General features: G+C 62.4%; 11 protein-coding genes. All 11 read left to right on the top strand.

Annotated features, from left to right (window positions below):
- Positions 1-67: 67 nt before the first annotated feature.
- The 11 genes from GA0004734_RS17325 (at position 68) to GA0004734_RS17275 (ending at position 17,592) form a co-directional block, all read left to right on the top strand.
- Positions 68-361 carry a DUF1799 domain-containing protein gene (locus tag GA0004734_RS17325; protein WP_092935660.1) on the top strand — a complete coding sequence of 98 codons (294 nt, stop codon included), beginning with the start codon at positions 68-70 and terminating at the stop codon, positions 359-361.
- Positions 358-4,512: a phage tail length tape measure family protein gene (locus tag GA0004734_RS17320; protein WP_092935658.1), complete on the top strand. Its 4,155-nt coding sequence runs from the start codon at positions 358-360 to the stop codon at positions 4,510-4,512. The genes GA0004734_RS17325 and GA0004734_RS17320 overlap by 4 nt, the downstream gene beginning before the upstream one ends.
- On the top strand, positions 4,509-5,162 hold the full coding sequence (locus GA0004734_RS17315) for a hypothetical protein (protein ID WP_092935656.1): 654 nt from the start codon (positions 4,509-4,511) through the stop codon (positions 5,160-5,162). Before GA0004734_RS17320 ends, GA0004734_RS17315 begins: the two co-directional genes overlap by 4 nt.
- Positions 5,159-5,809, top strand: coding sequence for a hypothetical protein (locus GA0004734_RS17310; RefSeq protein ID WP_092935654.1), 651 nt, complete (start codon positions 5,159-5,161; stop codon positions 5,807-5,809). The genes GA0004734_RS17315 and GA0004734_RS17310 overlap by 4 nt, the downstream gene beginning before the upstream one ends.
- Entirely contained in the window at positions 5,806-6,231 is a 426-nt protein-coding gene (locus GA0004734_RS17305; protein ID WP_092935652.1) for a DUF6950 family protein, read from the top strand. Before GA0004734_RS17310 ends, GA0004734_RS17305 begins: the two co-directional genes overlap by 4 nt.
- The gene (locus GA0004734_RS17300; RefSeq protein WP_092935650.1) at positions 6,231-15,008 is read left to right on the top strand and encodes a hypothetical protein; all 8,778 of its coding nucleotides are present in this window, start codon (positions 6,231-6,233) and stop codon (positions 15,006-15,008) included. Before GA0004734_RS17305 ends, GA0004734_RS17300 begins: the two co-directional genes overlap by 1 nt.
- Positions 14,981-15,307, top strand: coding sequence for a hypothetical protein (locus GA0004734_RS17295; protein ID WP_139056292.1), 327 nt, complete (start codon positions 14,981-14,983; stop codon positions 15,305-15,307). Before GA0004734_RS17300 ends, GA0004734_RS17295 begins: the two co-directional genes overlap by 28 nt.
- Positions 15,308-15,340: 33 nt before the next feature.
- Positions 15,341-16,027 (top strand): hypothetical protein, encoded by a 687-nt coding sequence (locus GA0004734_RS17290; protein ID WP_092935646.1) that lies wholly within the window; start codon positions 15,341-15,343, stop codon positions 16,025-16,027.
- A gap of 50 nt (positions 16,028-16,077) precedes the next feature.
- Positions 16,078-16,308: a hypothetical protein gene (locus GA0004734_RS17285; RefSeq protein ID WP_092935644.1), complete on the top strand. Its 231-nt coding sequence runs from the start codon at positions 16,078-16,080 to the stop codon at positions 16,306-16,308.
- A gap of 190 nt (positions 16,309-16,498) precedes the next feature.
- Positions 16,499-17,302, top strand: coding sequence for a DNA adenine methylase (locus GA0004734_RS17280; RefSeq protein WP_092935642.1), 804 nt, complete (start codon positions 16,499-16,501; stop codon positions 17,300-17,302).
- The gene (locus GA0004734_RS17275; protein WP_092935640.1) at positions 17,302-17,592 is read left to right on the top strand and encodes a hypothetical protein; all 291 of its coding nucleotides are present in this window, start codon (positions 17,302-17,304) and stop codon (positions 17,590-17,592) included. The genes GA0004734_RS17280 and GA0004734_RS17275 overlap by 1 nt, the downstream gene beginning before the upstream one ends.
- Positions 17,593-17,710: the final 118 nt, after the last annotated feature.

Below are 17,710 nucleotides of genomic sequence, written 5' to 3'. Positions count from 1 at the left end.
TCGCGTCGATCCCTCCCGTGCCACCATCATCGATGACGATCTCCGCCAGCAGTCCCAGAAGCTCGGCGTGACGTTCGTCATGGACGATGACGATGCTGAACCCGACGACGATGAGATTGCCCTCGTGATCCAGAACGCCGCCAGTCTTTCCGGTTTCATCGCGTGCTCGACGCAGTGGAGAGCGGCGTCGAACAAGAACGGCGTCTTGTTCATTGGCCTCGACTATGCCGCCTGCAAGATCGTGCTCGATGCCGAGGGCTATGAGCCCGACGTGTTCCGGGATCTTCGCGTCATCGAGGACGCCGTCCTGCCGCTCTTCAACGACGGCGACCCGGCCTCCGCCGAGGAGGACGAGGAATGACGGCCGCCTATCGCATCGCGATCGGCGTCACCGTCGATCCGTCCGGCGCCAAGACCGGCGGCACGGAGGCGCGCAATGCCGTCGCGGCCATCGGTAAGCAGGCGGAGGCGGTCGCGCCGAAGGTCCAGGCTGTCACGACGGCGCTCGGCAAGCTCAAGGAAGCTGCCAACAACAACACGACCCGCTTGGACGATCTCTCCGCCTATGGCCGCGAGATGGACCGCCTGCAGGCGCGCTTCGATCCGATGTTCGCGGTCATGCAGCGCCATCGGCAGGCGTTGACCGATATCGCCAATGCCGAGAAGGTCGGCGCAATCTCGGCCTCAACCGCGATCGAGGCGCGGATCCGCGAGACGCGCGCGATGCAGGAACAGGCGGGTGCCGCCGAGCGGCTTGCGGCACGCCAGAAGCAGCAGGCGCAATCGATCGTTGAAGCGAGGACGATCACGCCGAACCGTGGCGCCGATATCGAGGCGTACCTGAAGGAGATGGACCGCCTGCAGGCGCGGTTCGATCCGATGTTCGCCTTGATGGAACGCCATCGCAAGGCGCTCCTCGATATCAACGAGGCCGAGCGCGTCGGTGCGATCTCGGCGTCCACCGCCATTGATGCGAGGATCCGCGAAACACGGGCTATGGAAGAGCAGGCCGGTGCGGCCGAGCGCCTCGCTGCCCGGCGTAAGCAGTCTGCACAGTCCATCGTCCAGTCGCAGATGATCCAGCCGGACCGCAGCGCTGACATCACCGCCTTCATGGACGAACGCGATCGGCTGCGGCAGGCCTACAATCCGCGCTATGCGGCTCTCACGGCCTATCGCAAGACAATCGAGGACATCCGTCAGGCCAACAGGGTCGGCGCGATCTCGCACGACGAGATGACGGCGGCGATCAGCCGTGAGCGTCAGGCGACGCTCGGGCTGATCCAGTCGCGCAAGGGCATCACGGGTAGCAAGGGCCTGCGTCCGGACCAACAGGCAAACCTCTTCACGCAAGGCGTGGACACCGTCCAGTCGCTGGCGCTGGGCATGCCCATCACCCAGGTCATTCTGCAGCAGGGTCCGCAGGCCATGCAGATCTACGGCAGCATGGGAAATGCCGCCAAGGCAGCCATGGCCGCGATCACGCCGCTGCGGGTCGGTATTGCCGGCACGACAGCGGCCGTCGTCCTCGGCGCCATGGCCTGGAACGACTATCTCGGCTCCATCAAGGAAGTCGAGACCGCAGCGTCCGGGATTGGTCGCGCGACTGCCGGCAGTGCCGCGAGCATGGAGGCGGCGGCTCAGAACGGCGCAGCGGCGGCCGGGATCTCCGTCGCGTCGGCCCGTACGATGGAAGCGCAGTTCCTGCGGACCGGCCGGATCGCCTCGGAGAACTTCGAGCAGCTGATCGCCATCAGCAAGAATTTCGGCGCGACGATCGGCGTGTCGGCCGACGAGGCGGGCGCGGCACTGGCCGAGATGTTCGCCGATCCGTCCAAGGCGATCGACACCCTCTACCGCCAATATGGGCTGGTCGATGCGGCGACCGCCGAGTATGCGCGCCGCCTGACGGCACAGAACCGGCTCACTGAAGCGCAGCAGGTCTTGCTGGCTGCTCTTCCGGGCCGGCTGGCCAACGCCAGCGAAGCGACCACGGCGCTTGGTCGTGCTTGGAACAGTGTCGCCAAGGCTGCGAGTGATGCTTACGACTGGATGGGGAAATCCATCGATCGGTCTTTCAACGGCCCGTCTCCGGCCGACGCTCTGGCTGAAGCGACCGAAAGATATGATGCGGCGAGGCGATCTCAGGCCAAGAGTAAGGGCAGCATACTCGGCGACGGCTTTTTCGACAGCGACGTAGAAACGGCGCGTACCGAACTCGAACGTCTCCGGCAGGAAGACATGGAGCGGCGCGGCAACGAGGCGCGCGATCGCGAACAGGAAAAGCGCCGTGCCGCGGCTCGAGGCGCACTCGACACCGCCAACGCCAGCCCGGCAACGGCGGCAGCGCGTGCCCGCCGCGATCTTGAGGACAGCCTCATCAAGGCCCAAAGCGGCCTTGACGCACCTGGTCTTCTCGACAGCCAACGCGCTGACATAACGGCCACGATCGACGCCAAGAAGCGCGCGCTCGAAACCCTGATCCCGGCGCAGGAGCGCGCCAACCAACTCGCGGCACTCGACATCCGCATCCAGACGGAACGAAACCCTGTGGTGCTCGCAGGCTTGATGGCTGATCGGGAGCGCCTGCAGCTGGCCGGTGAGGAAATCACCACGGCCGAGGCATCGTCCCGCATTGCCGCTGCACGCAACCGCGTCATCCAAGAGACGCTCGCCGCCTCCCGCCTTCAGTCGGCCGAGCTGGTCGAGGAGGTCGAAGCACGGCGCCGCCTTAACGATCAGGTCGCGGCCGGCAATATCACGGCGAGCCAAGCCGAGGCTCTTCTGCGCACGGAAATCCAACTCCGCCCGCTTGCCGCCGCTGCGGCCGCTGCCCAGGGCGAGGAACAGAGGAAGCTGGCCGAGGCGCTGGCGGCTGCGAAGGATGCGGCAGCTGCCAGCGAGCTTGAGCAACGCCGCGCCGGCGCGATCGACGTCATCAAGGGGCAGGATGACGATCTGGAGCGCTTGCGCCTTGAGAAGACGCTGGTCGGCGCCAGCACGGCCGAACGCGAAAAGGCTTTGGCGGTTCTCGAAGCCGAGCAGATGATCCGGGCGCGCGGCTATTCGGCTCTGTCGGCCGAGGCCGAGCAGATCCGGCGCAACGCGCGGGAGATCGCCAACCAGACAGCGGAGGTCGAGAAGGCCACGGCGGCATGGCAGATGTTCCAGTCCGCCGGCGAAACCGCGATCGACAACGTCCTCGGCTCGCTTCTTAAAGGCGACTTCAAAGGTGCGTTGAACGGCCTTCTCGGTGATGTCGGCAAGTTCTTCCAGGAGCTGGGCTCGAACTCGATCAAAAACATGCTTCTGGGCGGCGATCGTCCGGAGCTGTCGGATGTGCTCGGCCGTTTCCTGAAAGGTGCGCCGGTCGCGGCCAACCAGAACACACCGACAGCAAGCGGCTTTCAGTCCTACGCCGCTCCGCTGATCCCTGTCACACGCGAACCGCTGGGCGCCGTAACGGATGTCGAATCCTTCATCCGCACCTGGGCACCGAAATACAACATCAATGCCGACACTGCGGTGAGGGTTGCTCAATCCGAAGGCGGCTTGAGCAGTTGGAACCTGCAGTCTGGCTACGTGAAGAACGGTATCCGTGAACAATCCTACGGACCGTTTCAGCTCTACAAGGGCGGCGGTCTGGGGAATGTCTTCCAGAAGCAGACCGGTCTGGACCCGGCGCTGGCGGCAAACGGCCCCGAGGCAACCAAGTTTGCTCTCCAGCAGGCATCACAGAACGGCTGGGGCGCTTGGTATGGCGCGAAGCGCGTCGGTATCGGCAATTGGGACGGCATCGGGAAGAATAATGAAGGCGCCGATACGGCGTCCAAGGCGCTGGAAAAGCTGGCGACGACGGGCCAGTCCGCAAGCAAGACGGTCGGAAATCTTTCGAGCACGGCATCGGTTGCTACGGAAGGGCTCGGCACGTTCGGGAGCGGTCTCGGACAGGTCGGTCAGAACATGGCCAATTTCTTCCCGGCCGCACCATCGTCTGGCGGCGGCGGAATTCTCGGCTCGCTGCTGACAGCCTTTCTCCCGACCTTCGTGCCGAACGGCGCGCAGTCCACGTTCGCCGTCAACAATCCGGGCAAGGGTCTGTACGACGTCGGCGGCTACACCGGGAACGGCGGACGGGGCGATATTGCCGGTTTCGTCCATGGGCAAGAATACGTCGTCAAGGCCAGCGTCGTCGCACAGCCCGGCGTTCGCCGTATGCTCGAAGGTCTGAACTCCGGACGCGGCTATGACAAGGGAGGCTTTGTCGCCAAGATCGGCGCGCCGGCTTCTGTTTACCCCTCACAGGGCCAGAGCAGGATGGCGTCGGCTGCCAACGACCCGGTGCGTGCCGGCAAGTCTGAAATCAACGTCTACGTCGATAACCCGCGCGGCGATCGCGACATCGAGGACGCCGTTGATCGGGGTGTCGCCAAGGGCCTTCGCGCCTACGACAAGAACCTGCCGGCCCGCTTCGATCAGATCAAGAAGCGCCCGTATGTGAGGGGCCAATGACCCTCAGCTTCCCCTACAGCCTTCCGACATTCGCCGATCGGCTTCCTATCTCCAGCGTCGAGTGGGGCATCAAGCGTCGTGACAGCCTGTCCGGACAGGGCAGCGGTCGCATCTGGCAGACCGAGATGGCCGACCCGCTTTGGCGCGCCGTGGTGGAACTCGATCGCCGCTCGAGTGCCGAGATGAAACAGTACGCCGCCCTGATCCGCGCCCTTCGCGGTGCCCAGGAGGCCTTCTGGCTGTTCGACCCGCTGTCGCCTTATCCGGCCACGGACCCGCGCGGGACGATCCTCGGCAGCCGCCTTATTCAGATCAACACGATCGGGACGGACCGCCGCTCGATGAGCTTCAAGGGTTTTCCGGCCGGCTACGTCCTTACGATCGCCGACAAGTTTCAGGTGTCGTGGGGCAGCAATCCCGTTCAATACGCCTTCCTCGAGATATCTGAGCGCGGTGTTGCAGGCAGCAACGGGGTGACGCCGGCACTGAGCATCTTCCCGAATGTGCCGGACGGCCTGGCTGTCAACGCCACCACGATCTTCGCCCGGCCGGCCTGCCGCATGGTCATCATGCCGGACAGCCACATGCCGGGCCGCGCGCGCCGTCACCTGACAGAGGGCGCCGGTTTCACAGCGATCGAAAAGCCATGAAGACAGTCGATCCCGCCTTCTTTGCTTTGCTGCAAAACGCGCCCCAGGACGGCATCGTGCCGCGCTGGTTCGTATCCGTGATCGCGCGCACCTACCCCGACGCGAACGGCAATACCTCGCTGGAGACGAAGTCCTTTTGGTCCGGTGATCGGCCGGTGACAGTTGAGGTTCGATCGCTGATCGACGGTGAGGTCTATGCCCGTACCTTCCAAGGGCAGGTTGACCTCGACACGGGCGAGAGCGTCAGCACCTCGACGCTTGAGGTCAACACCCGCACGGTCTCCATGACGATGCTCAACCCGGCCGTCGAGGACATGTCGCGTGGCCTTGATTGCCGCGCGGGCTCGCTCGAAATCTGGATTGGCCTTCTCGATCCGACGACGCGCCAGCTCTCCTCGATGCCCGAGAACGATTACCTCGGCGTCATTGACGGCGCGAGCGTGCAGACGGCCGCTGAAGACGGCGGCGGCGAAGTGCTGGAGATCCGCCTCGTCAACGACGCCATGGTCAACCTGACCCGGCCGAACCCAGCCAAGTCCAGCGCCGAAGAGCAGAAGAAGCGGAAGGGCCCGAACGGCGAGGTCGATAACTTCGGAAAATATGCCGGCTCCGTTGCCAACTGGATCGAACCCTGGGGCGAAGAATGATTGAGCTGAAGCGCCGCGAACTCTGGATCGGACCCTTCTGCGATGTCTTCGACGACATCCGCCGGAAGCCGTTCGCCTGGGCGCAGAACGATTGCGGACAGCTTGCCATTGCATCCGTGATCGCCATCACCGGCGCCGAGCTGCCCGTGCCCGATCAGGGCGACTATAACGATGCCGTGTCGGCCTATCGTCTGATGCGCGCGGCCGGCTTTGAGGATCTGGCCGACTTCGCCGCGTCGTTGCTTCCCGAACATGACCATCCGGTTGATGCGCAGACAGGCGATATCGCCGCTATTCCGACGGATACGCAGTTCCGCCACGTGCTCGGCGTGTTCGACTTCGATCGGATCTGGGTGATGGGCGAGGCGGGCCTTGCTAGCGTCGATCGCGAGAAGGCGGTTCGCGCCTTCAGGGTGGGCTGATGTTCAAGAAAGCCGCTCTCGCCACAACCGCCCTGACGTTTTTCCTGCTTCAGCCCGACCCCGCAGCCGCTGGTCCGCTGATCGGTGCCATTGCCGGCGTCTTCAGCGCCGTCATCAGTGGCTCCGGTATCGTCAATGCCGTGGTCAGTCTGGCGCTGGCTGCCGCCACGACGCTTTGGCAGATGGCCACCGCACCGGATGCGCCGCCACCAGTGGGCGCCAAGATCCAGGCGGATGTTGGCGATGACAAGCCGGTCTCGACGACGATCGGTCAGTTCGCCACGCGCGGGAAGCGCAAGTACTACGGCACGTGGGGTAATTACGACGGTGACACACCAAACACGTATTTCACGGAAGTCATTGAGCTGGGCAACCTCCCGCTCCCCGGCCTCGATGGCATCTGGATCGAGGGCGAGAAGTGCACGATCCTTTGGAATGAGCCTGACGCGGTGTTCGGGCGAGGCTATCCGCTCAAAGAATTCCGCGACACCGAAGGGACCGTTCACGATTACTGCTGGGTGAAGTTCTATAGCGGCTTGCAGACGGTCGCTGACCCTTTCCTTGTAGAGACATTCGGCGAAGACGAGGATCGGCCTTGGGATGCAACCATGGTCGGGCGTGGCATCCCCTATGCCATTATGACCTATCGCTGGGAGCGCGACTATTTCAAAGGACAGCCGAAGGTTCTGTTTGAGCCGACGCCTCTCCCGCTCTACGACATACGCAAGGACAGCACGAACGGCGGCAACGGCACCCATCGATGGGATGATCCGAGCACCCACGAGCCCTCCTATAACCTCGGCGTGATGACCTACAACGTCCTGCGGGGCCTTCGCTACAAGGGCGAATGGTTCTACGGCGGCCAAAAGGTCAACGCACGCCGGCTGCCGTCGTCCAACTGGATTGCTGCATGCCAGGAGGCCGGCCGTTTGGTCGAGCGGGCGGACAAAACGACGGAGCCGCAGTGGCGCGGCGGTTACGAGATCTCCGGCGACATGGTGCCGCTCACTGTCGTCGAGGAGCTTCGCAAGGCGCAAAACGGACGGCTGACCGACCAGGGCGGCGTCTTCAAGATGAAGAACGGCATCTTCGGCGGAGCTGTCTTTGGGTTCTCGGACGCCGACACCCTGATCACCGAGCCGGCCGGCTTCGATCCGTTCCCCTCCGTCGATCTCACCATCAACGGGGTGACGGCCAAGTATCCGAACCCGGAAGAGGCTTGGGTCGCCAAGGATGCGCCGGTCGTTCGCAACGACGCGTTTGAAGCTCTGGACGGCAAGCGCAATCTCGCCGACATCTCTTTCGGAGCGACGTCGCACGATCGGCAGGTCCAGCAGCTGATGCGCGCCATCTTGGCCGAGGCGCGCCGTTTCCGCCGTCACCAGCTCCCTCTGCCTCCAATGGCCTATGTGCTCGAGGCCGGCATCGATGTCGTCTCCTGGACGTCACCGCACAATGGCTATGTGAACAAGCGCTTCCTCGTCACGGAACGCCGTGGTCAGATGGGCATGAACCAGATCGTCACCCTGCAGGAGATCGACCCGACCGACTACGATTGGGCGCGGACCATGCAGGAGGTCGTGTCGAGCGGCTGGATCGGCCGCATCGATGTCCCAAAGCAGCCGATGACCGGCTGGGGTGCCCGCGCCGATGTTCTGACGGACCCGGACGGCCGGAGCCGCCGGCCGGTCATCATCGTGTCCTGCGCCACCAACCTCGCCGATGTTGCGCGCGTCCTGGTCCGTGTTCGCCTGAAGGCGACGGGTGTCGTCGTCTTCGAAAGCGACCAGTTCCCCTACGGGCCGACATCGAGCGAATGGCCCTTGAGCGGCATGTGGCTCTTGCCGGCGACCGAATACGAGGTGCAGGGAAAGCTCGTCCCTTACTCGCCGCGCAAGACGGAGGACTCGGCCTGGATCTCGCTGACGACGGCGAATATCGGGTTCTCGTCGGCCGACGTCCTCGACGGCGCCATCATCACCAGCAAGATCGGCAACGCTGCGGTTTCGGCCAACAAGATCATGGATGCGGCTGTCACTGGTCTGAAGCTGGCAGATGCTGCCGTCTCGACTGCGAAGCTTGAGGTAGCGGCCGTCACGGCACAGATCCTGGCCGATCGCGCTGTGATCACGGCCAAGCTGGCTGACGCTGCGGTCTCTGTCAGCAAGATCATGGACGGTGCGGTCATTGCCGCGAAGATCGCTGACGCGGCGATCGAGCGCGACAAGCTGGCGGCGCAGGCCGTCGATGCAACGAAGTTTGCCTCCGGGATCGCGCCGGTCGGTGTCATCTCTGGCACCGTCGTACCGACCACGAAATCGCAGGATGTCATCACCGTCAACGGCAAGCTCTACCGTTGGAACGGCTCTGCCTACACGGCATCTGTGCCGACGGTGGACCTGACGGGCACGATCGTCGGCACGCAAATCAGCGACGCCGCCATCACAGCCGGCAAGCTTGCCGATGCAGCCGTGACGGCGGCCAAATTTGCCACTGGCTTGCGCCCGGTGGAAGTCGTCTCCGCTTTGCCGACAACGGGCAACACCGCAGGCCGCATGGCGTTCCTCACCACGGACGGCAAGGTCTACCGCTACACCGGCACGAGCTGGATCTCGACCGTCGATGCGGCCGACATCAACGGTGCTATCGCCGAGGCCAACATCGCCAGCCTCGCGGCCTCGAAGATCACAGGCCAGCTCACGGATGCCCAGATCGCAGCCGTCGCCGCTGCCAAGGTCGCCGGCCAGCTCGTTGGAACGCAAATTGCTGATCTGGCGATATCGAATGCGAAGCTTGCGGCGTTGGCCGTTGACGCGACGAAGCTTGCGGATGGGTCGGTCATCGCTGGGAAGATCGCTGACGCTGCCGTTACGACCGCGAAGTTTGCCGCCGGCCTTCGTCCGATCGAAATCGTGTCCTCGCTGCCGACCACGGGCAACACCGAAGGCCGGATCGTCTTCCTGACGACGGATGACAAGATCTATCGTTTCAACGGCACGGCCTTCGTCTCCACTTTGGCTGCCGGCGACATCACCGGCACGTTGCTGGACGCCCAGCTGGCCGCACTCTCCGCGTCCAAGGTCACCGGCCAGTTGACCGATACGCAGATTGCAGCCGTCGGCGCGGCCAAGGTCACAGGCACGCTGGTCTCAAGTCAAATCGCCGATGCCGCCATCACGGCCGCGAAGTTCGGCACAGGCCTGAAGCCCGTAGAAACCGTCGCCTCGCTTCCGACGTCTGGCAATGCGGCGGGCCGGGTCGTGTTCTTGAGCACCGATAGCAAGATCTACCGGTTTGATGGGGCCGCGTGGACTTCGAGTGTCGCGGCTCCGGATATCGGCGGCACGATCGCCGACACACAAATCGCAGCGATCGCGGCCGGCAAGGTCACGGGCCAGCTAACGGATGCGCAGATCGCCGCCGTTGCCGCCGCCAAGGTTTCCGGCCAGCTTGTCGGAACACAGATCGCCGATCTCGCCATCACAAACGCCAAGCTTGCGGCGCTCGCGGTCGATGCGGCAAAGCTTGCCTCGAACGCGGTGACGAACACGAAGATCGCCGATGATGCGATCTCGACGCCGAAGCTTCAGGCGAGCGCCATCGTGGCGGACAAGATTGCCGTCAACGCGATCACGGCATCCAAGATGTCGATCGCCGCGAACGCTGTAGGCGCGAGCCTCATTCTTGACCGGTTCTACGGAGATCCGGGCTATTGGTCCCCAAACGCTCCCTATGTGACGTTCGTCTCCAGCACGGATGCCCAGGTCGCAGCGATGCGCGTCTCTGGTGCCATGAAGTTCAATGCCGCCCTTGCTGCGGCGAACGCCGGCCCGCGCATCCATGGCTGGATCGCCCGCGGCTTTCCCCTGACGCCGGACACCTGGTACCGCGCGTCGGCTATCGTGAAGAACGTCGGGTGCAACAAGAACTTCAATGCGCTCGTCATCAACGACATGTCGATCTCCGCCTCGGATGGGGGCGTCATCGCTTCAGCGACGGACACCGGATATCAGGCAGCTGCCGGCAAGACGATCGAATGGCGCTTCAAGACGGACAGCTCCAGGACGCAGACCGCGACGCCTGTTCCGTACATGGACACCGGAACGGACGCCGTAGGCTATTGGCTGATCTCCGACATCCAGCTTGTCGAGATGGCGGAAGCATCCCTGATCGTCGATGGCGCGATCGTCGCGCGGCATGTGTCGGCTGCTGCGATCACGGCCAACGCCATTGCAGCAAACGCTGTGACGGCCGACGCGATCGCTGCGAATGCGATCACCGCTGTCAAGATCGCCGCCGGCGCCATCGAGACGGCCAAGCTTGCCGCCGGCGCCGTGACGGCCGGAACGATCGGGGCGAACGCTGTTATCGCTGGCAAGATCGCGACCAACGCCGTGACAGCCGGCACGATTTCGGCCGGCGCCGTTACAGCCGGTACCGTGGCTGCGAATGCCATCACGGCTGGCACCATTGCAGCGAGTGCAGTCTCCGCCGCGAACCTCGCTGCAGGGATCATCACCGCAGAGAAGTTGGCCGTCGGCAAGGGCGTCAACTGGGTCTCGAACTCGAACGCTCAGGCCGACCTGACAAACTGGGGCATCAAGTTCCGGTCGGGGGGGACTTGGGACTTTGGAAAGGCGAACAACAACTACTCACCCATCGATGGCTGCTTCTACGTTCTTCAGAGCGGCGCACGGCTCGATGGAGCCTTCGTAGACGTTAACCCGCGAAGCCCGTTCGACAACAACTACGCTATGCGCTGGCCTGTTGCGCAGCTGTCGTGGCTGGAAGCGTCCGTCTATGTTTTCGGGCACCGTTCGAACGGCGTTCAGCTCTATATCGAATGCTTCAATAACGGCGGTAACTCGCTCGGCTTCATCATGGATGCCAAGCCGACAAACCAGAACTCGGACCCTGGAAGCCAGCTTTCAGCCTATCAGCGGGTTTGGGCAAAGGGTCAGGCGCCGGCAGGCACAACGCATGTCGAAATCTTTTTGCGCTGCTTTGGTCATAGTGCCGCAAATGGCACCGACTCCTACACATGGTTCTCTCGTTTCTATGTCGGGGAAGCAACGCAGTACCAGTCCGAGCCTACTCCGTGGAGCGAAGGTTCGATCACCCTCATCACCGAGGGCAACATCGTCACCAATGCGATCACTGCGAACAAGATCGCTGCTGGTGCCATCGTAGCCGGCAAGATCGCTGCCAATGCTGTCACAGCCAATGAGATCGCGGCGAATGCGATTACGGCCGCGAAGATCGCCTCCGGCGCGATCGAGACGGCCAAGCTCGCTGCTGGCGCCGTCACCGCCGGCACGATTGCGTCGGGCGCCATCACGACTGCGAAGCTCGATGCCTTGGCTGTTACCGCCGACAAACTGGCTGTGAACTCGGTTGTCGCCGGGAAGATCGCGGCGGGCGTGATCTCCGCGACCGAGATCGCTTCCGGCGCCATCACGACTGCAAAGCTGGCCGCCAGCGCCGTCACTGCCAATGAGCTTGCGGCCAATGCCGTGGTTGCGGGGAAAATCGCCGCTGACGCAATCGTGGCCAACAATATCGCCGCGAACGCGATCTCGGCCAAGCAGCTCATCTTAACGGATTTTGAAAACTTCATTCCCGACGGGCAGTTTGAGCAAGGCGCGCTCACATCGGTCTGGGACGCCAACTATCCGATGTACAACGGCTCCGGTGCGGGCGGCGCAAATATCTGGCTCTGGGTCGGTGACGCACAGACCGGTCGTTGGTCGCTTGTTCTGGAGAACGGCACAAACGGGGGGTCCGGCGGCACCATCTCCATGAATATGGTCACGAAGGACTTCATCCCCGTGACGTCCGGTGACTGGCTGGCGTGGGATGTGTCCGTTCGTACGACTGACGGATCTTCAGGTTTCGGTTTCTATTACCGCATCCTGTGGTTCGATCGTAACAAGACAGCGCTTGCGTCGCCGCAGTACACCGATGTGCAGGGCAACGCGTCTATTCCAGCCGCTTGGGACAAGCGCTCCGGCAAGACGCAGGTTCCGGGTTCTGCGACCTATTGCAAGGTGCAGATCTACCACCACAGCCCGTCAACGACGCGCTACCTGATCATCGATCGCATTTCTCTGCGGAAGGCGGAGGGTGCCGAGCTGGTCGTGGATGGATCGATCTCGACCATCCACCTTGCGGCGGACTCGATCACCACGGCGAAGATCGCAGCCAATGCCGTTACCGCAAGCGAGATTGCAGCGAACGCAGTCACCGCCGGGAAAATCAGCGCCGGCGCCGTGGAAGCGGCTAGCATTGCCTCCGGGGCTGTTGTCGCGGGCAAGATCGCGGCAAATGCAGTAACCGCCGGCACGGTTGCCGCAAACGCGATCACGGCCGGCACGATTGCGGCCAATGCGGTTACGACCGGCACCATTGCGGCCGGCGCCGTCACGGCGGGGCAGATCGCCGCTGGAGCGGTCATTGCCGACAAGATCGCTGCGGGCTCCATCTATGCAGACAAGCTCGCCGTCGGCAAAGGGACGAACTGGATCCCGAACTCAAATGCCCAGGCCGACATCACCAACTGGAGGATCTATGCGTCCAGCGCGAACTGGTCGTTCCTCAAGCGCAACGACAACTTCACGCCTATCGACGGCGCATTTCAGGTTCTGCAGGAGGGCGCGCAAAACAACGGCCAGTTTGCCGACCTGTCCCCGCGAAATCCCGCAGACAACAACATCCCTATGCGTTGGCCGGTTGCGCAGGGCTCATGGCTAGAAGCGTCTGTTTATGTCTACGGGCACCGGTCTGATTATGCTCGCCTTCACATCGAGTACGTCAACAACGGTGGCGTGACGATTGGCTATACGTTCGCGGACAAGCCAACGCACCAGAACGGCGATCCGGGCAGCCAGTTGGCCAGCTATGAGCGGATCTGGGTGAAAGGACAGGCTCCGGCCGGAACCACGCACGTTCAGCTCTTCCTGCGGTGCATGGGGCATAGTGCGGCATGGGGCACGAACTCCTACACCTGGGCGTCCAAGTTCTATCTGGGCGAAGCGACGGCCAACCAGCTGGAAGCATCGCCTTGGAGCGAGGGCGGAACGACCGTCATCTCCGAAGGCAACATCGTCACCAACGCGATTACGGCCAACAAGATCGCGGCAAATGCGATCACGGCCGGGAAGATCGCAGCGAACGCGGTGACAGCAGGCACGATTGCTGCAAACGCTGTGACGGCCGGGACAATCGCTGCTAACGCCGTGACCGCAGCGACGATCGCTGCCGGCGCGGTCTCGACCAACCAGCTAGCCGCGAACGCCATCACGGCCGCGAAGATCGCCGGTGGCACGATAACCGGTGACAAGATTGCGGTCCGGACCATCTCGGCTGACAGCTTCATCGCTGCGACGATCACCGGCTACGAGATCAATGCGCGCACGATCGGCGCCGGTCACATCGCGGTTGGCACGATCAGCGCTACCGAGATCGCATCGAACGCGATCACCGCCGACAAAATCCAGGCGTTTGCCATCAGCTCTGACAAAATCGGAGCGAATGCTGTCGTGGCGGGGAAGATTGCCGCCAATGCGATCACCGCCGACAATATCCAGGCGGGCGTGATCACTGGCTCTAAGCTTCAGGCCAACACGCTGGGTGCGCGCGAGATCGCGGCAGGCTCGATCACCGCAAAGCAGCTCGTCATCTCGGATTTCAACAATCTGGTCCCGGACAACCAGATGACGACGACAGATGCGTGGGTCGGCACCATTCCGGGCTGGGTCGTATGGGGCGATCACGGCCTCTTTCAGTCCTACAATGGAATGGCCTTCACTGCTGGGCCCTGGGGTTCCGGAGGCTACACGAACTGCCAGAGCCGGTCATTCCCGGTAAAGGGCGGCACTGCCTACCGCTTCACCGGCGCCATCTACTCGAACAACAATTTCAACGCCATGATCCGCGTGCTCTGGCTGAACGCCAGCGGGAACATTGCGAGCTACGTTGATTACATCAACACCGGCAACCGAGGGTCGGGCGGCACGGGTACGCTGGCTGTCAATCTGGTTTCTCCCGGCGAAGCGGCTTCCGCCGTCATCGAGCTGTTTGTCCAGCGGGACACAACGGGCGGCAATGTCTACTTCGGTGCCGTGGGGTGCTTCGAGCGCAACGGCGGCGATCTGATCGTAGATGGCGCCCTCACGGCCGGCATGATCGCCGCGAACGCGGTGACGGCAGACAAGATCGCAGCCAATGCCGTTACGGCCGAGAAAATCAGTGTCGCGAACCTGTCGGCGCTGAACATCAAGGTCACGAACATCGACATCACCGATGCGACCCTGAACGGGGAGAAGCTGGTCAACGGCGCCATCTCGAATGTCTACTACAACACGAGCGGCGGCAGCGTGGCGAAGTCGGCGACGACGACGGTGCTGACGCGCACACTGACGCTGGCACCCGAAGAGCGTCTCGTCATCAACGCCTTCTGGAACCTTCGCGGCTCCATGACAGGGGTTAACGCCGAAGTGTTCTACGCCGGCGACGTGCAGCTGAAGATCAACAGCACGGTCCTCGACACCATCAAAGTCACGGGGCCGGCCATCGATACCTACGGCTGCTCTAGCCAGTCGATCTCCGGCAGCTTCACCAACGGCGGCAGCGCGCAGAACGTGACGATTACCCTCGTGTTCGTCATGGGGTCCGGCGGCGCGATGCGAACGAACAATAAAGACATGGGGTATTTCGGCAGCAGCGCCGGCATGACGAATGACGGCACCTCATGGACGATCACGAGGTTGAAGAAATGAGCGAGTCTGACAGCATTGGACCCGGAGAGCAGGAACTGTGGTTCGTGATTTACGACCCGGTGACAGGCTCCATCTCCGACCACGGCAATGCCTTCGGGCGTGCGGAATACGACGCTGAGACAGCCCGGTACGCCAACCCCAGCCTTCGTGTTCCGGAAAGGCTGCTTTCCGTCACAGACATTCGCGTCGATCCGCGAACGCTTGAGATTGTGCCGGTTGAGCCGGAAGTCGCTCAAGTCAGCCCCGATCAGCAAATTCTGGATGCCCTGCCGTGGAGATCACCACGGCGATCCCGATGACGTGCCTACCTGAAACCACCAAGAGGAAAAGCAATGTACAACATCGATAGCATGTACGAGTCCATGGCCGACGGCGTCGTCGAGAGCCTGAAACAGAAGAAGCCCTCGCGCTGGGCCGTTGCCGCTGCCATCTGGCTCGGCCGACAGCAGATCCTCAGCGCATCCGAGTTCTGGTATCAGACGGCGGGCAAGATGCTGGCCGAGCTGTCGGGCCCGGACGCGGACGCGTTGCGCGGCCAGCTGACCAAGGCCGAAGACGCACTCTTCGACGGCTTCACCAACGATTGGCCGGCGATCCCGGACGGCCTGAAAACCTACATCGACCAGTGGAGCCCGGCTCCAGCGGAGGTCGATCTCGATGCGCTTCGGGCCGAAGCCGTGGTGAAGATCGATCGCGCGGCCGAGGCATACCGGATGCAGTTCATCACGCCGGGCTTTGGTCAGATCATGGCCTATCAGCAGAAGCTCGATGAGGCTCGCGCAAAGGTCGCTTTCGCCGGCGTCCCGGACGCGGATATCCCTCACATCGTGGCTGAAGCCGAAGCCGACGGGATGACCAAGGCTGAGAAGGCACATCAGATCGTCGATACCTTCACAGGATGGCAGCACATCTCGGCAGGCGTCGAGGCCAAGCGTATGGCTGCGAAAAAGGCGATTGCGGCGGCAGAAACCGCACAGGCCATCACCGCAGCCGCCGAGGTCAACTGGTCGGCCGAATGACACGCCGATCCCGACTTTCCATCCAGAACAACCTCACAAGGAAACTCAGCATGCACATGATGATCAACTCGATGAAGCGCCGTAACGAAGCTCTCCAGAACGAGTGCGATATGCTCGCCCAGGGCTTCGACACGATTTCGGCCCAGCTGACGGAGGCCTATGCCCTGCTCCAGAAGTACGAGCCTGAATATGTCGATCGCAAGCTCAACCCGAACCGGCCGGAAGCGCCGGTCGCGGCCGAGCCGGTTGTGCAAGAGACAGCGGAACAGACGATCAACTGATACCTCAGCGACACGGCTTGCGGAGATCTCAGATGGATCTCCGCAAGCCAAGCACCAGGTGCCGGAGGCAAACCTCCGAGGACGGGCCAAGTTTCGACGCCAGACCCTTCCGACAGCCAGTTAGGATAACTGTCACACCCAGACCTCTTTCGAGGCAGCCCTGTGTGGCATGATTCTGAGAACCTTTTAAATGCCCTTTGAAGACGGCTTTAGAGACGTAGTTAATACCCAGCCACCAGCCGCATGGATCGGTGGAAAACGGACCTTGGCCCCGCGCTTGGTCAAGATGATCGCCGACATTCCGCACACGACCTATGCAGAGCCGTTCGTAGGCATGGGCGGCGTGTTCTTCCGTCGCCGATCGGCGCCTCGGCATGAGGTCATCAACGACAGAAACGGGGACGTCGTGAACCTGTTTCGCATCCTTCAGCGGCACTATCCGCAGTTCATGGATTGCCTCAAATTCCAGATCACCAGCCGTCGCGAGTTCGAGCGCTTGAAGGCGTGCGACCCCTCTACGCTGACGGACCTCGAACGCGCAGCGCGCTTCATCTATCTCCAGAAGCTTGCCTTCGGCGGCAAGGTATCGGGCCAGACGTTCGGTGTGGTGCACGAGGGCGGGTCTCGGTTCAATCTCACGCGGCTTGCTCCTATGCTCGAGGACGTGCATGAGCGCCTTGCCGGTGTGGTGATCGAGAACCTCGACTGGCTGGCCTTTATCGATCGTTACGATCGGCCCGGCGCGCTCTTCTATCTCGACCCGCCATACTTCGGCAGCGAGGGCGACTATGGTGCTGCCCTGTTCGGACGTGATCAGTTCGAGGTGATGGCCGAACGCCTCGGTAGGCTGAAGGGGAATTTCGTCCTATCGATCAACGATGCCCCTCAGACGCGGCAGCTGTTTGGCGCATTTGACGTTGTTGATGTGGATCTGCTTTATTCTGTCGCGGGCGGCAAAGGCGTTCAGGCCCGTGAACTGATTGTGAGGTCTTAATGCGTGCTCTTGGACTTTTTTTCATAACCTCGCTGTCGTTCGTGAGTGAGACGGCAGTGGCACAGGTCACAGGTAAGATCGCCATTCTGGACGTGATGATCCGGGTGAAAGAATGTAAGATTACGATCGGACCCCAAACCCAAGAGTGGCTTCGCTCCCTGATGGGTGAACTCGCTGCCGCTCAAATGGCGGAGGTGCGGGACGAGTCCCTTAAAGAAAAAAGAGAAATCGATTGGGAACAGTGCGCCAAAGCACGAGCTCAACTCTTTAGGGACGGCTGGCTTAACTAGCCGAGCCGTTGAGCAGGCTTTGAAGACATTTTGTCAGTGCATTTGCAGAACTCAGTATCTGCAAAACCCGGTGTCAAAATTGCAAAAAGTCGCGTCCGGCTACACCGGTGTTGTCTGT

Origin of the sequence: Rhizobium sp. 9140 (assembly GCF_900067135.1) — a bacterium.
In the GTDB taxonomy this organism is placed as follows: domain Bacteria; phylum Pseudomonadota; class Alphaproteobacteria; order Rhizobiales; family Rhizobiaceae; genus Ferranicluibacter.
The sequence above is the reverse complement of the archived record's forward strand: the minus strand, read 5'-3'. Positions and strand labels throughout refer to the sequence as shown.

Excerpts from the sequence above, each read along its gene's own strand:
- GA0004734_RS17295 (WP_139056292.1), top strand. The coding sequence starts at position 14,981 with ATGGACGATCACGAGGTTGAAGAAATGAGCGAGTCTGACAGCATTGGA.
- GA0004734_RS17300 (WP_092935650.1), top strand. The coding sequence starts at position 6,231 with ATGTTCAAGAAAGCCGCTCTCGCCACAACCGCCCTGACGTTTTTCCTG.
- GA0004734_RS17290 (WP_092935646.1), top strand. The coding sequence starts at position 15,341 with ATGTACAACATCGATAGCATGTACGAGTCCATGGCCGACGGCGTCGTC.
- GA0004734_RS17320 (WP_092935658.1), top strand. The coding sequence starts at position 358 with ATGACGGCCGCCTATCGCATCGCGATCGGCGTCACCGTCGATCCGTCC.
- GA0004734_RS17280 (WP_092935642.1), top strand. The coding sequence starts at position 16,499 with ATGCCCTTTGAAGACGGCTTTAGAGACGTAGTTAATACCCAGCCACCA.
- GA0004734_RS17305 (WP_092935652.1), top strand. The coding sequence starts at position 5,806 with ATGATTGAGCTGAAGCGCCGCGAACTCTGGATCGGACCCTTCTGCGAT.
- GA0004734_RS17275 (WP_092935640.1), top strand. The coding sequence starts at position 17,302 with ATGCGTGCTCTTGGACTTTTTTTCATAACCTCGCTGTCGTTCGTGAGT.
- GA0004734_RS17315 (WP_092935656.1), top strand. The coding sequence starts at position 4,509 with ATGACCCTCAGCTTCCCCTACAGCCTTCCGACATTCGCCGATCGGCTT.
- GA0004734_RS17285 (WP_092935644.1), top strand. The coding sequence starts at position 16,078 with ATGCACATGATGATCAACTCGATGAAGCGCCGTAACGAAGCTCTCCAG.
- GA0004734_RS17310 (WP_092935654.1), top strand. The coding sequence starts at position 5,159 with ATGAAGACAGTCGATCCCGCCTTCTTTGCTTTGCTGCAAAACGCGCCC.